This window comes from Streptomyces sp. SID13726, from assembly GCF_010548375.1.
Lineage (GTDB): Bacteria > Actinomycetota > Actinomycetes > Streptomycetales > Streptomycetaceae > Streptomyces.
In genome coordinates, this window is record NZ_JAAGLY010000004.1 from 282,223 (window position 1) to 295,166 (window position 12,944).

Genomic DNA, 12,944 nt, shown 5'->3' on the forward strand with positions numbered 1-12,944 from the left:
CCGCATGGACAAGACCTCCGCGCCGAACGCCTGGGAGGAGCTGGTCACCTCGGCGCTGCTAGGCACCGAGCGCCGTACGCCGCCCGGGGTCGCGCCCGGTCCCGAGGCGCCGGTGGCGTTGCTGGACGCGGCGGCCGTGGAGACCGTACGGCGGCGGGCCGGACTGCGTCCGACGCGCGCGGCGGAGCGACCGCGGCCCGCGCCCGAGGACACCCGCCCGGTGCTGCCCGCGGCGGCGGCCCGCAGACTCTCGATGCTGCTCGCGGACCGTCCCGGCACGGGCGGTGGCGGCCGCAGGGGTACGGCACCGGATCTGATGGAGCTGCTGCCGCAGTGGCTGACGACGGCGAACTCCCGCGGATACGCGCCGCCACCGCAGTTGCTGCCGGCGCTGCTGGACGCGGCCCGGGGCCGTACGGACCTGCGACCGGCGGCGCTGACCCTCGCCGGACCGCGCGCCCTCTGGCTCGCCCGGCTGAACCCGGACTGGCGGTTCGCCCTGCGCGCGGCACCCGGCGGGGGCACGGCACTGCCGCCGCCGGAGGACACCGCGGGCACCCGACAGCTGTGGGAGGAGGGGCTGTTCGCGGAGCGGCTCGCCCTCTTGGCGGCGATACGGGACCGGGACCCCGCCGCCGCGCGCGAGCTGCTCGCCACGACCTGGGCGTCGGAGCGGGCCGAGGACCGGCTGATGTTCCTCGACTCGCTGCGCACCGGGCTGGGGGCGGACGACGAGCCGTTCCTGGAGCAGGCACTGGCGGACCGGAGCCGCAATGTGCGGGCCACGGCGGCGGAGTTGCTGTCGGCGCTGCCGGGTTCGGCGCTGGCGGCGCGGATGGCGGTCAGGGCGGGGGCGTGCGTGGCCGTCGACCGCACGCAGACCGAGCCGGCGCTCGTCGTGGAGGCACCGCACGAGTGCGATCCGGGCATGGAGCGGGACGGTGTCGCGCCCAAGGCGCCCTCGGGGCGGGGCGAACGGTCCTGGTGGCTCGGGCAGTTGGTGGAGGCGGCACCGCTGGGGGTGTGGCCGGGGCGGCTCGGCGGGCGGACACCCGAGGAGATCGTCGCGCTGCCGGTGGCGGACGACTGGCGCGGCGAACTCCACGCGGCCTGGTGCCGGGCCGCCGTACGGCAGCGGGACGCCGGCTGGGCACGCGCACTGCTCGGTCCGCCCGCCGCGCCGGAAGCGGGTGGCCCGGGCGCCGTGTCACTGGCCGAACGGGCCAAGCTGCTCGGCACGCTGGGGGCGGAGGAACGGGCCGAGTGGGTCGCGGGGTTCATCGCGACGCACGGGTTGTCGGAGGCGTTTCAGCTGCTGGGGGTGTGCGGAGTGCCGTGGGCCGCGCCGCTGGGGCGGGCGGTGGTGGACGCGCTCAACATCGCCCGGGACGCGGGGAGTTATCCGTGGAGTTTCAGTGGGGTGATGGGACTGGCGGAGCGGTGTCTCGATCCGTCCGAGGCGGGGCGCCTTGAGGGGCTGATGGCGGTGCCGGACGAGAGGGAGGATGCGAGTCCGGGGGCGGGGGGTTACTGGGCGGAGGCGTTCCAGAGACTGGTGACGACGTTGCGGCTGCGGGCGGCGATGGCCGAGGAGTTGAGGGGTGCGGCCCAGGAACTAGGAAGGGGTTGGGTCAGGTGATTCGGCGGGTGCGGGTCGGTGGGGGCTGGTCGCGCAGTTCCCCGCGCCCTTATATGAGGTCCCGGCATCGAACAGTCGGGCCCCGACGTCCCCCGACGTCCCCCGACGTCCCCCGACGCCACCCCCTCTACGCCCCCGTCGGCTGCCCCACCGCGCCCCGCACCCACTCCACGATCGACCGCATGGTCGCCCCCGGCGTGAAGATCTCCGCCACGCCCCTCTCCTTCAGCGGCGCGATGTCCGCCTCCGGGATGATCCCGCCGCCGAAGACGAGGATGTCCGCGGCGTCCCGTTCCTTCAGGAGGTCGATGACGGCAGCGAAGAGCGTGTTGTGGGCGCCGGAGAGGATGGAGAGCCCGATCGCGTCGGCGTCCTCCTGGATCGCCGTGTCGACGATCTGCTCGGGTGTCTGGTGGAGGCCGGTGTAGATGACCTCCATGCCCGCGTCCCGCAGCGCCCGCGCGATCACCTTGGCCCCGCGGTCGTGCCCGTCGAGCCCCGGCTTGGCCACCACCACGCGGATCGGACCGGCTGCCACACCCATCACTGCCTCCATGAAGCGACTCAAGCGACCGAAGCGGCCGAAAGGACCGCACCGACTCCCACCAACGTTCCCACCAAAGCCACCCGCGTTCCCCTCGACGCCCCCTCAGGCAACCCCCTTACAACCCCCGCCCCACCCCAGAAAGTGAACGAACGTTATCTACAGCATCGCTCGACCGGCAGTTTCACCAAGGACGCCAAGGGGGAAATCACATGGTGGGACACGTTCGGGAGCCGCAACGAGGTCGTCCCGCCGCCGCGCCGCGGACCGCGCGACACGGTGGTGAGACGCGTCGGCGACGGCACGAAGGGCACGTAGGACAGGTAAGGCACGACAGCGGGGAGCCTCGTCGCCACACCGACAGAGCGACTCGTCACGTCACCGGCGCACCAGCAGCACCACCAGCGCACAGCCATCACCGGCACCAACCGGCACCACCGCACCAAAGCGCCACCGCACAGCCCGCACCACCTGAAGCACCCGCACCACCGGTTCCACCAGCCAAGCCGGCACCCCACACCCGAACCCGCGGAACCCCGCCGCCGCCATACCGCCCCGCGCCCCATTCGCGCTCCGCCGACACCGCCGTCGCGACTCCCATGAGCGCACACGGGGGACGGAGCCGTCCTCACCGTGTGCCGACAGGAGGTCGGCCATGAAGGTCACCAAGGCGGCGCTGCCCGTTCTCCCGCTCTGCCGGCGACTGCTGCCCGACAGTCTGGCGGGACTCTCCCTGGCCCTGCTGAAGGCGACCGCCCTGGAGCTCGCGATCCTCGCCGGCCATCTGCTCCTCTATCCCTCCGGCATCACCCAGGAGCGCCGCGCCCCACTGCCCCCGTCCCCGTCCCCGTCCCCGGAGGACGGCGCCGCGCAGCTGCCGACGGAAGCCAAGCCCCCGGTCGTCCTGCTGCACGGCTTCATCGACAACCGCTCGGTCTTCGTGCTCCTGCGCCGCAGCCTCGCCCAGCACGGCAGGCAGCAGGTCGAGTCGCTCAACTACTCCCCGCTGACCTGCGACATCCGCGCCGCCGCGGAGCTGCTCGGCCGACACATCGAGGGGATCTGCGAGCGCACGGGCAGTCCGCGGGTGGACGTGGTCGGGCACAGCCTCGGCGGCCTGATCGCGCGGTACTACGTGCAGCGCCTCGGCGGTGACGCCCGGGTCCGCACCCTGGTCACGCTCGGCACCCCGCACTCCGGCACCCGGGTCGTGCCGCTGGCGAACGCGCACCCGATCGTGCGCCAAATGCGCCCCGGCTCGGAGCTGCTCGAGGAGCTGACCCTGCCCGCGCCGGGCTGCCGTACGCACTTCGTCAGTTTCTGGAGCGACCTCGACCATCTGATGGACCCGCTGGAGACCGCCTGCATCGACCACCCCGACCTGGTCGCGCAGAACGTCCGGGTGAGCGGGATCGGTCATCTCGCCCTGCCGGTGCACCCCGCCGTCGCGTCCGGCATAAGGCAGGTGCTCGACACCGCACGGGCCGGGGAGGAGACGGCCGACCGCGCGGGCGGACTGACCGTGGCGTAACGGCCGTATCGCCCACCCCGCGGCCACCTTCGCGACCGCCTCCCGACCACCCCATGACCGCCGCCCGATCACCCGGCGGCCACCCCACGCCGACCCCCACAACCGACCCCCAAAGCCGCCCCCGCAATCCGACCCCCGCAACCGCCCCGCACAACACCGCAACAGCCGGCTCACAGCCTCCGGGCACCCCACCAGCGTCGAACAACCTTCGAACACAGGGCCAAAGTCCCGCCCGCAGTCCCCCGAAACACGGCCGAATGCCCGTTTCCTGCGCGCCCGAAACCAGTTGAAGATTGTCGCGCCCGCGTACCGCCGGGTACAGTCGCCGCACTGCTCTGGCAGCCCCTGTTGTCGAGGCGAAAGAGAAGTTGGTGAACGACCGTCACCCGTCGGGGACCCTGACCACCCCGGCTCCGGCTTCCGACGCCGACTCGTCGCCCTACGCGTCGTACGGCACCCAGGAAGTCCAGTTCGACGACTTCACCACGTACGGCGGCTACGACGCCACTGGTTTCGACACCACCGGTACCCACGCGACCGCCGCTCACACCACGGGCGCGCAGCACACCGGCACCTTCGAGGCCGACCCGCTCTTCGGCAACATGCCGGGCGACGGCACCGGTTCGTACGACACCTCGACGTGGTCCACCGGCGGTCACCAGACGCTGAACTACGACATGTACGCGGCCCAGCACCACGCCGCCTACGACACCGGCGCGTACGACGCCACGCAGTGGGGCGGCGACCACCAGCAGCTCTCCGCGATCCCCCCGCAGGCGAACGGCACCGACGCCAGCGGCCAGTGGGACGCGAGCGCCTGGCTCCAGCCCGACCAGTCCGCGACCCCGGCCGACCGGACCCAGCAGTGGGAATGGGGCACGCAGACCTTCGACACCGGCACGTACGACGCCACGCAGTGGAACTCCGACGGCACCCCGGCCGACCCGCAGGCTCAGGCGACGACCGCCTTCGAGCAGACCGGGTACGACGAGAACCAGCCGTACAACGAGAACCACGCGTACGACGACAGCCAGCCGTACGACGAGGCGAATCCTTACGGCGACGCCTACGCCGAACACACCCCGCACGACGGCGAGTTGACCGCCACCGGCGAGATGCCCGCCCTGCACGACCTCGACACCTCCGACCTCAACACCCCCGACGCCGGCGCCGAAGTTGACCGCGGCACCTCCCTCCTGGACGACCAGGAAGAGGTCTCCCCGGCCCCCGGCCCCGCCCCCGGCTCCCGTGTAGCCGCGCGCAACGCCGGCCGCTCCCGTCGCCGTACGCCCGCGAAGCGCTCCGCGCTCATGACGATCGCCGTCCCCTCGGCGTGTGTCATGGGTGTCGCGGGGATCGCCGCCGCCTCGGTCGGCACGCTGACCGGTGACGACAAGGACACGTCGGCGACCGCGGCCGAGACGACCGCCGTGAAGCCGTCCGCCGCGAACAACAAGCTGGACACCCAGCTCGCGAGCCTCTCGGCCGGCGCCGACGACTTCGCCGACCGGGCCAGCCGTACGCAGGAGCGCATCGACCTCAAGGCCCAGCAGGTCGCCGAGAAGAAGAAGGCGGCGGAGGAGGCGGCCCGTAAGGAGCGGCTGCGTCCGAAGTTCGCGCTTCCGGTCACGCAGCGGGGTCTCAGCGCCTACTTCGGCCAGTCCGGCGTCAACTGGATGTCCGTGCACACCGGCATCGACTTCCCCGTCTCCTACGGCACGACGGTGATGGCCGCGACCGACGGCACCGTCCGCACGGAGTGGAACAGCGCCTACGGCAACATGATGGTCGTGACCGCGAAGGACGGCACGGAGACGTGGTACTGCCACCTCTCCAGCTACCGCGTCTCCTCCGGTACGACGGTCAAGGCCGGCGACCCGATCGCGTACAGCGGCAACTCCGGCAACTCGACCGGCCCCCACCTGCACTTCGAGGTGCACCCCGCGGGCGGTTCGGCCATAGACCCGCTGCCGTGGCTGCGCAGCCACGGACTGGACCCGACGTAACCCTCGGGACAACCCCTCGGGCCCAGCGCCCTTCTCGTTCTCGGACCGCGCGGGCTACAGCTTCTCCACCGGCGCGTACCGCAGCAGCAGCCGCTTCGGCTTGGCCTCCCCGAAGTCGATCGTCGCCTCGGCGTTGGACCCCGTGCCCTTGACCCCGACCACGGTGCCGAGCCCGAACTGGTCGTGGGTGACCCGGTCGCCGACGGCCAGCGAGACCACCGGCTTCTCCGCACCCCTGCGGGTGGCGAACCCGGACGCGCCCGACGCCGAGGAGCGCGAGCGGGACGACGACAGCGAGGCGGCGACACCCGAGACCGGTCCCGCGGGAGCGGCGGTCGGACCCGTGCGCTTCCAGTCCACGTGCTGCGCCGGGATCTCCTCCAGGAAACGGGAGGGCGGGTTGTACGACGGCTGCCCCCACGCGCTGCGCAGCGAGGACCGGGTCAGATACAGCCGCTCACGCGCGCGCGTGATGCCGACGTACGCGAGGCGCCGCTCCTCCTCCAGCTCCTTGGTCTGGCCGAGGGCGCGCATGTGCGGGAAGACGCCGTCCTCCATGCCGGTGAGGAAGACGACCGGGAACTCCAGGCCCTTGGCGGTGTGCAGGGTCATCAGGGTGATGACACCGGAGCCGTCCTCGTCCTCGTCGGGGATCTGGTCGGAGTCGGCGACGAGCGCGACCCGCTCCAGGAAGGCCGCGAGCCCGACGGGAGCGGCGACCGCGGCGGCACCGCCCTCGCCTCCAGCCGCGCCCTCCGCCGGAACACCGTCCGCCGCCGCCCCCTCCGCCGCGCCGGACTCCTGCTCGAACTCCAGGGCCACGGCGGCGAGTTCCTGGAGGTTCTCGATGCGGGTCTCGTCCTGCGGGTCGGTGGACGCCTGCAACTCGGCGAGATAGCCGGTGCGTTCGAGGACCGCCTCCAGGACGGTCGCCGGGCCCGCGCCGGACTCGACGATCGTACGGAGCTCCTCCATCAGCGTGTTGAACCGCTTGACGGCGTTGGTGGAGCGCGCGGCCATGCCGTACGCCTCGTCGACCCGCTTGAGCGCCTGCGGGAAGCTGATCTTCTCGCGCTGGGACAGGGCGTCGATCATCGCCTCGGCGCGGTCGCCGATGCCCCGCTTGGGGACGTTGAGGATCCGGCGCAGCGGCACCGAGTCCTCCGGGTTGGCGAGGACACGCAGGTAGGCCAGGACGTCCCGGACCTCCTTGCGCTCGTAGAAGCGGACTCCGCCGACGACCTTGTAGGGCAGGCCGACCCGGATGAAGATCTCCTCGAAGACACGGGACTGGGCGTTGGTCCGGTAGAAGACGGCGACATCGCCCGCCTTCGCGTCCCCCGCGTCCGTCAGACGGTCTATCTCCTCGGCGACGAACTGCGCCTCGTCGTGCTCGGTGTCGGCGACATAGCCGGTGATGCGCGCGCCCGCGCCCGCGTTGGTCCACAGGTTCTTCGGACGGCGGGACTCGTTGCGCTCGATGACGGCGTTGGCGGCGGTGAGGATCGTCTGCGTGGAGCGGTAGTTCTGCTCCAGGAGGATCGTCGTCGCGTCCGGGTAGTCCTCCTCGAACTGGAGGATGTTGCGGATGGTCGCGCCCCGGAAGGCGTAGATCGACTGGTCGGCGTCACCGACGACACAGAGCTCGGCGGGCGGCAGGTCATGCTCGGCGGGCGGGGTGTCCTCGTCGCGCGCACCGGTGCCCACGAGTTCGCGCACCAGCGCGTACTGGGCGTGGTTGGTGTCCTGGTACTCGTCGACGAGGACGTGGCGGAAGCGGCGGCGGTAGTGCTCGGCGACATCGGGGAACGCCCGCAGCAGGTTGACCGTCGTCATGATCAGGTCGTCGAAGTCGAGGGCGTTGGCCTCGCGCAGCCGCGACTGGTACATGGCGTACGCCTGGGCGAGGGTCTTCTCGAAGCCGTCGGCGGCCTGGGCGGCGAAGTCCTCCTCGTCGATCAGCTCGTTCTTCAGGTTGCTGATCTTGGCGCTGAAGGACTTCGGCGGGTACCGCTTGGGGTCGAGGTCCAGGTCGCGGCAGACCAGCGCCATGAGCCGCTTGGAGTCGGCGGCGTCGTAGATCGAGAACGACGACGTGAAGCCGAGCTTCTTGCTCTCCCGGCGCAGGATGCGCACGCACGCGCTGTGGAAGGTCATCACCCACATCGCGTTGGCGCGCGGGCCGACGAGCTGCTCGACGCGCTCCTTCATCTCGCCCGCGGCCTTGTTGGTGAAGGTGATCGCGAGGATCTGGCCGGGGTGGACATGCCGCTCGCCGAGGAGGTGGGCAATGCGGTGGGTGAGCACCCGGGTCTTGCCGGAGCCGGCGCCGGCCACGATGAGCAGGGGGGTGCCGGAGTGCACGACGGCCGCGCGCTGGTTCTCGTTCAGCCCTTCCAGCAGGGCCGCCGGGTCCACCGCCGGGCGCGGGGCGCCGTCGCGGTAGTAGGCGTCCCGGTCCGGGGGCACGTCGAACTTCCCGCCGAACAGGTCGTCCGGAACGGGCTCCGGAGCGTGTTCGTCCTCGGGCGGCGGCGGGGGCTCCCCCTCGTGCCCGCGAGGGGCCTGGAGGTCCGCCAGGAAGCTGTCGTCAAAGAGGCTGCTCATCGCTCTCCGAGTCTAGGGCGCCCCACTGACAGCCCGCCGCCGCCCCGAGAACATCGTGAGCTTCACCCATCGTGATCCCCCCGCTCCCAGGTGTGATCACCAGCGGCGACACCCGGCTCGCGAGCGGCAGGTCACGAAAATGTATCGGGCATATCGAACATCAACCTTCACAAGGGCCACACCAGTTGGCTACCGTGCCGAGCAGGCCGTACGACCCCCACCGGCGAACGTCGCCGGGCCGCACGGCCTCCGCCGAGTCCGCAGCGCCGCCGCGCGCCCGGAGCCGGGGACCCACCGAACCCGGGGTGAATCGGCCGACTCCCGCGCAGGGGAGCGCCGTAGGGCAACCCTTCCCGCCCGAACCCGACAGCTAACCCGGTAGGCGGAGTACGGAAGGAGTCGCCTCCCTTGGCGTCGCACCGCAAGTCGCGTCCCGCTGGTACGCGCGTGGCAGGAATACGGACCCCGGCCCTCGCGACGGCCGCCCTCACCTCCGTGGCCCTGCTGTCCCAGTCGGCGAACGCCGCGCCGGCCACCGATGACAGACCGAGTCTCGAAGAGGTCGAGAAGAAGGTCGACGACCTCTACCGCCAGGCCGAGTCGGCGACCGACAACTACAACGCCGCCAAGGAGAAGACGACCAAGCAGCGCAAGCAGGTCGACACGCTCCTGGAGGACGTCGCCCAGCGCACCGAGAAGCTCAACGAGGCGCGGGAGGAGCTCGGTTCCTTCGCCGCCGCCCAATACCGCACCGGTGCCGCCGCGCCCGACACGGCGACCTTCCTGCTCGCCGACACCCCGCAGGACTACTTCGACCAGACGCAGCTGATGGGCCGTCTGACGAGCCGCCAGAAGGGCGCGGTCGACGACTACGTCACCGAGCAGTCCGCGACGATGAAGAAGCGCCAGGAGGCCTCCGAGAGCCTTCAGACGCTCACCGAGTCGCAGAGCGACCTGAAGACCGCCAAGGCGACCGTCCAGAAGAAGCTCGCCGACGCGCGCGCCCTGCTGTCGGATCTGACCGCGCAGGAGAAGGCGCGGCTCGCGGCGATCGAGAAGGAGAAGCAGGAGGCGGCGGCCCGCAAGGCAGCCGAGCTGGCACAGCAGCAGGCGGCCGCGGAGAAGGCCGCCCAGGAGGCGGCTCAGCAGGACGGCTCCTCGGGTTCGAGCGCGTCCACGGCGACCGACTCGTCGTACGCCACCAAGGCCGCCAAGGCCCTGGCGTTCGCCCGCGCCCAGATCGGCAAGCCGTACGTCTGGGGCGCCACCGGCCCCGGCTCCTACGACTGCTCAGGCCTCACCCAGGCCGCCTGGAAGGCCGCCGGGGTCGACCTCCCGCGCGTCACCTACGACCAGGTGAACGCCGGCACCACGGTCTCCCTGGCCGACGCCCAACCCGGTGACCTGGTCTTCTTCTACGACGACATCAGCCACGTCGGCCTCTACATCGGCAACGGCATGATGATCCACGCCCCGAAGCCGGGCGCATACGTCCGCGAGGAGTCGATCTACTACGACGGCGAGTCGGCGATCTACCGGGTGGTTCGGCCGGCCTGAGGCGCCTCTACGCGCGCGTGTGCGTGTGCGTGTGCCTCTGCGGGCCTCTGAAGGCACCCACAAAGACACACGCACACGCGCGCGTAACCGTACGTAATCGTGTAACCGTACGTAATCGTCTCGAGTCGCCCACCCGCCCGGAGCTTCCTAGCATCGGCTCCATGTCCGCTACCTCCCCGCCCTCCCCCCTGCGCCTGTGGTGGACGCAGCGTCCACCGGCCGCCGGAGCCGCCGTCATGGCGACCGGCATCGTGTCGGTCGGGCTGCACCTGACCGGTCACGAGACGCTGTCCCGGGTCGCCCTGGTGATCAGCTGCGCGGCCTGGCTGGGGCTGGCCGCCGACTTCGCCGTACGACTGCTGCGGGAGCGTGCGCGCTGGGTCGCGGAGGCCGAGACACCGGGCGCGCTGACGGCCGTGGCCGCCACCACGGTCCTCGGCACCCGGTTCGCGGCTCTGGGCTGGCAGACGCTCGCCGAGGCCCTGCTGGCGCTGGCCACGCTGCTGTGGCCGGTGCTGATCGTGCTCGTCGTGGGCCACTGGAAGCGGCGGATGCCCGGCGGGGTGTTCCTGGGCTGTGTGGCCACCCAGGGCCTCGCGGTGCTCGCCGCCACGCTCGCCGCGACCGAGTCGGCGGCCTGGCTCGCCCACACCGCGCTCGTGCTGTTCTGGCTCGGCCTGGTCCTCTACGGCGTCGCGCTCTTCCGCTTCGACCTGCGCCAGGTGCTGGAGGGGGCGGGCGACCACTGGGTCGCGGGCGGCGCGCTCGCCATCTCGGCGCTGGCCGGCTCCAAGCTGATCGCCGCCGACAGCGCGCGCCTGTACCTGTGGAACGACGACGACCACGGCGTCCTGCGCGCGGTGACCATCGTCCTGCTGGTGCTCGACCTGGCCTGGTACGCCGTACTGCTGGTGGCGGAGTTCGCGCGCCCCCGGCTCGCCTACGACGTGCGGCGCTGGGCCACCGTGTTCCCCATGGGCATGACGGCGGCGGCCACCCTGTCGGTCTGCGCCGCCGTGGACGTCTCCTGGCTGCGGACGCCGGGCGAGGTGCTGTTGTGGATGGCGGTGGCGGCCTGGCTGGCCGTGGCGGCGGGGGCGGTCGACGAGGCCCGTACGGCGCTCAGGTCCACAGGACGGCGATGAATACGTTGGCCGTGGTCAGCGCCCCGACCAGGCCGAAGAGGCTCTTGTCGACCTTCTCGTCGTCCCGCTTCACATAGACGAGACCGAGGATCACGATCAGCAGGGCCAGCTTCACGCCGATCTTGATGTTGTTGACGTGCTGGTCGTCGGCCTGGTTGAGGCCGACCAGGATCACCCCGGTGACCAGCATCGTCGCGGCGCCGTGCAGCATCGCGGGGACGAACCGGGCCTCGCCCCGGCCCATCGCCTTCATCTGCGTGAGGAAGCCGCCGAGCAGCGAGGCGATGCCGATGATGTGCAGGCCGACGAAGAGATGGATGAGTACGTCCATGAGGCCGGAGCCTATTCCTGGACCCTCCGGCCGTCTCCACCGGCCCCTCGGGCGGATCTTGCATATATGCGGCCCATAGCACCGCTCATCCCCCGTCGGCCCCGAAATCCCGACTTCGGTCAGCGCACCGCGTGAAGTCGACGGCGCCGGCGCGGGATCACGGTCACCTTCGGTCACCGGGCGGTCCCCTCGCGGCACTTCCGCACAACGCGTTACCGCACCGACACCGTCAGGTTTAGCGTCCTCCACCAGGTGACCGGCTCCCCACCGCCGCCCGGGCCAGGGGCGGCAGTCGGCCACCACCGCCGAGAAGGTCCGGCGGCGGCCGGCTCCCCCTGTGCGGGCCGCCGCCGGACGCGCACACCGCCCCGGGCGGTCGTACGGCCGCTCCCCCCTGGCGTTCGTACGTCCCCAAGTCCCGGGTCGGCGGTCGGACGAAAGGACGTGCAGTCCACGTGGCAGCGCACCGCAAGCCCCGTCAACGCTCGGCGGGCGGCCATACGGTCCGTACGGCGGCGACGATCGCCCTCGCCGGGGCGGCCACCGCGACGGGCTTCGACGGGACCGGACACGCCGAGCCGCAGCTCACGCCGGCGCAGGTCAAGGCGAAGGTGGACCAGCTGTACCAGCAGGCGGAGGTCGCCACCGAGAAGTACAACGGCGCACAGGAGAAGGCCGAGGCGGCCGAGCGCCGGCTCGGCACCCTGCGGGACGAGGCCGCGCGCCGGACGGAGCAGCTCAACGAGGCCCGGGACGCGCTGGGTTCGGTCGCAGCGGCACAGTACCGGGGCGACGGCCTCGACCCCGCGATGCAGCTCGCCTTCTCCAGCGACCCCGACCGCTACCTGGACGGCGCCGAGTTCGTCGAGCGGGCCGGTGCCCGGCAGGCGGCCTCGGTGGCGAACGTACGCCGACAGCTGCGCGACATCGAGCAGTTGCGCGGCGCCGCGCACATCGAACTGGCCTCGCTGAAGTCGCGCCAGGCGGAACTGAAGCGCCACAAGAAGACCATCACCGGCAAGCTGAACGCGGCCCGGGACCTGCTGTCCCGACTGCCCGCCGCCGACCGCGCCCGACTCGGTGTGGCCGAGCCCGCCGCCGACCGCGCCTCCCGCACCTCGACGGCCGCACGCGACGACCTGACGCCCCCCGGGTCGGCCACCTCGGAAGCCCCCAACTCCCGTGCCGCGGCGGCCGTCTCCTACGCCTACTCCAAGCTCGGCAGCCCCTACGTCTGGGGCGCCACCGGCCCCAACGCCTTCGACTGCTCGGGCCTCATCCAGGCCGCCTACCGCTCCGCGGGCGTCTCCCTCCCTCGCACCACCTACGCCCAGATCGACGCGGGCAGACGCGTCTCCCGCTCCGAACTCCGCCCGGGCGACCTGGTGTTCTTCTACTCCGGCATCAGCCACGTCGGCCTCTACATCGGCAACGGCCGCATGATCCACGCCCCGAACCCCTCCGCCCCCGTACGAGAGGCACCGATCGACCAGATGCCGTTCGCGGGAGCGACCCGGGTGGTCTGACCGGACCCCCGCCAAATCCCGCCGCCCACCTGTACCTTGTCCTCACCGCGTGAGGAGC

9 protein-coding genes and 1 riboswitch are annotated in these 12,944 nt (G+C 71.7%); of the genes, 6 read left to right on the plus strand and 3 right to left on the minus strand.

Features of this window, described 5'->3' with window-relative positions:
* The first annotated feature begins 4 nt into the window (after positions 1-4).
* Positions 5-1,639: a DUF5691 domain-containing protein gene (locus G3I78_RS12545; protein WP_164423575.1), complete on the plus strand. Its 1,635-nt coding sequence runs from the start codon at positions 5-7 to the stop codon at positions 1,637-1,639.
* Positions 1,640-1,766: 127 nt separating this feature from the next.
* On the opposite strand, the gene G3I78_RS12550 is transcribed toward G3I78_RS12545, so the two are convergent.
* Complete coding sequence (locus G3I78_RS12550) at positions 1,767-2,183, minus strand: cobalamin B12-binding domain-containing protein (protein WP_164423577.1); 417 nt, start codon at positions 2,181-2,183, stop codon at positions 1,767-1,769.
* Between the two features lie 655 nt (positions 2,184-2,838).
* Here G3I78_RS12550 and G3I78_RS12555 point away from each other — a divergent pair.
* Together G3I78_RS12555 and G3I78_RS12560 are read left to right on the plus strand one after the other, a co-directional pair.
* Entirely contained in the window at positions 2,839-3,714 is an 876-nt protein-coding gene (locus G3I78_RS12555; RefSeq protein ID WP_164423579.1) for an alpha/beta fold hydrolase, read from the plus strand.
* 371 nt (positions 3,715-4,085) lie between these two features.
* A complete protein-coding gene (locus G3I78_RS12560; RefSeq protein WP_343243732.1) occupies positions 4,086-5,720 on the plus strand; it encodes a M23 family metallopeptidase in 1,635 nt (544 codons plus the stop codon).
* Positions 5,721-5,774: 54 nt separating this feature from the next.
* Here the strand turns inward: G3I78_RS12560 and pcrA are convergent, their stop codons facing one another.
* The gene (pcrA, locus tag G3I78_RS12565; RefSeq protein WP_164423583.1) at positions 5,775-8,327 is read right to left on the minus strand and encodes a DNA helicase PcrA; all 2,553 of its coding nucleotides are present in this window, start codon (positions 8,325-8,327) and stop codon (positions 5,775-5,777) included.
* 240 nt (positions 8,328-8,567) lie between these two features.
* A riboswitch (cyclic di-AMP (ydaO/yuaA leader) is annotated at positions 8,568-8,727 on the plus strand.
* An 8-nt stretch (positions 8,728-8,735) separates the two neighbouring features.
* On the opposite strand from pcrA, the gene G3I78_RS12570 reads away from it, so the two are divergent.
* Together G3I78_RS12570 and G3I78_RS12575 are read left to right on the plus strand one after the other, a co-directional pair.
* The gene (locus G3I78_RS12570) at positions 8,736-9,884 is read left to right on the plus strand and encodes a C40 family peptidase (RefSeq protein ID WP_164423585.1); all 1,149 of its coding nucleotides are present in this window, start codon (positions 8,736-8,738) and stop codon (positions 9,882-9,884) included.
* Between the two features lie 161 nt (positions 9,885-10,045).
* Positions 10,046-11,029 (plus strand): tellurite resistance/C4-dicarboxylate transporter family protein, encoded by a 984-nt coding sequence (locus G3I78_RS12575; protein ID WP_164423587.1) that lies wholly within the window; start codon positions 10,046-10,048, stop codon positions 11,027-11,029.
* Here the strand turns inward: G3I78_RS12575 and G3I78_RS12580 are convergent.
* Complete coding sequence (locus G3I78_RS12580) at positions 11,007-11,360, minus strand: hypothetical protein (protein ID WP_164423589.1); 354 nt, start codon at positions 11,358-11,360, stop codon at positions 11,007-11,009. The two genes, G3I78_RS12575 and G3I78_RS12580, sit on opposite strands and share 23 nt — an antisense overlap.
* A gap of 455 nt (positions 11,361-11,815) precedes the next feature.
* Here G3I78_RS12580 and G3I78_RS12585 point away from each other — a divergent pair, with 455 nt between their 5' ends.
* On the plus strand, positions 11,816-12,886 hold the full coding sequence (locus G3I78_RS12585; protein WP_164423591.1) for a C40 family peptidase: 1,071 nt from the start codon (positions 11,816-11,818) through the stop codon (positions 12,884-12,886).
* The last annotated feature ends 58 nt before the right edge of the window (positions 12,887-12,944 follow it).

Coding starts and splice junctions, on each gene's coding strand:
- G3I78_RS12550 (WP_164423577.1), bottom strand. CDS start 2,183: ATGGGTGTGGCAGCCGGTCCGATCCGCGTGGTGGTGGCCAAGCCGGGG.
- G3I78_RS12580 (WP_164423589.1), bottom strand. CDS start 11,360: ATGGACGTACTCATCCATCTCTTCGTCGGCCTGCACATCATCGGCATC.
- G3I78_RS12555 (WP_164423579.1), top strand. CDS start 2,839: ATGAAGGTCACCAAGGCGGCGCTGCCCGTTCTCCCGCTCTGCCGGCGA.
- pcrA (WP_164423583.1), bottom strand. CDS start 8,327: ATGAGCAGCCTCTTTGACGACAGCTTCCTGGCGGACCTCCAGGCCCCT.
- G3I78_RS12545 (WP_164423575.1), top strand. CDS start 5: ATGGACAAGACCTCCGCGCCGAACGCCTGGGAGGAGCTGGTCACCTCG.
- G3I78_RS12575 (WP_164423587.1), top strand. CDS start 10,046: ATGTCCGCTACCTCCCCGCCCTCCCCCCTGCGCCTGTGGTGGACGCAG.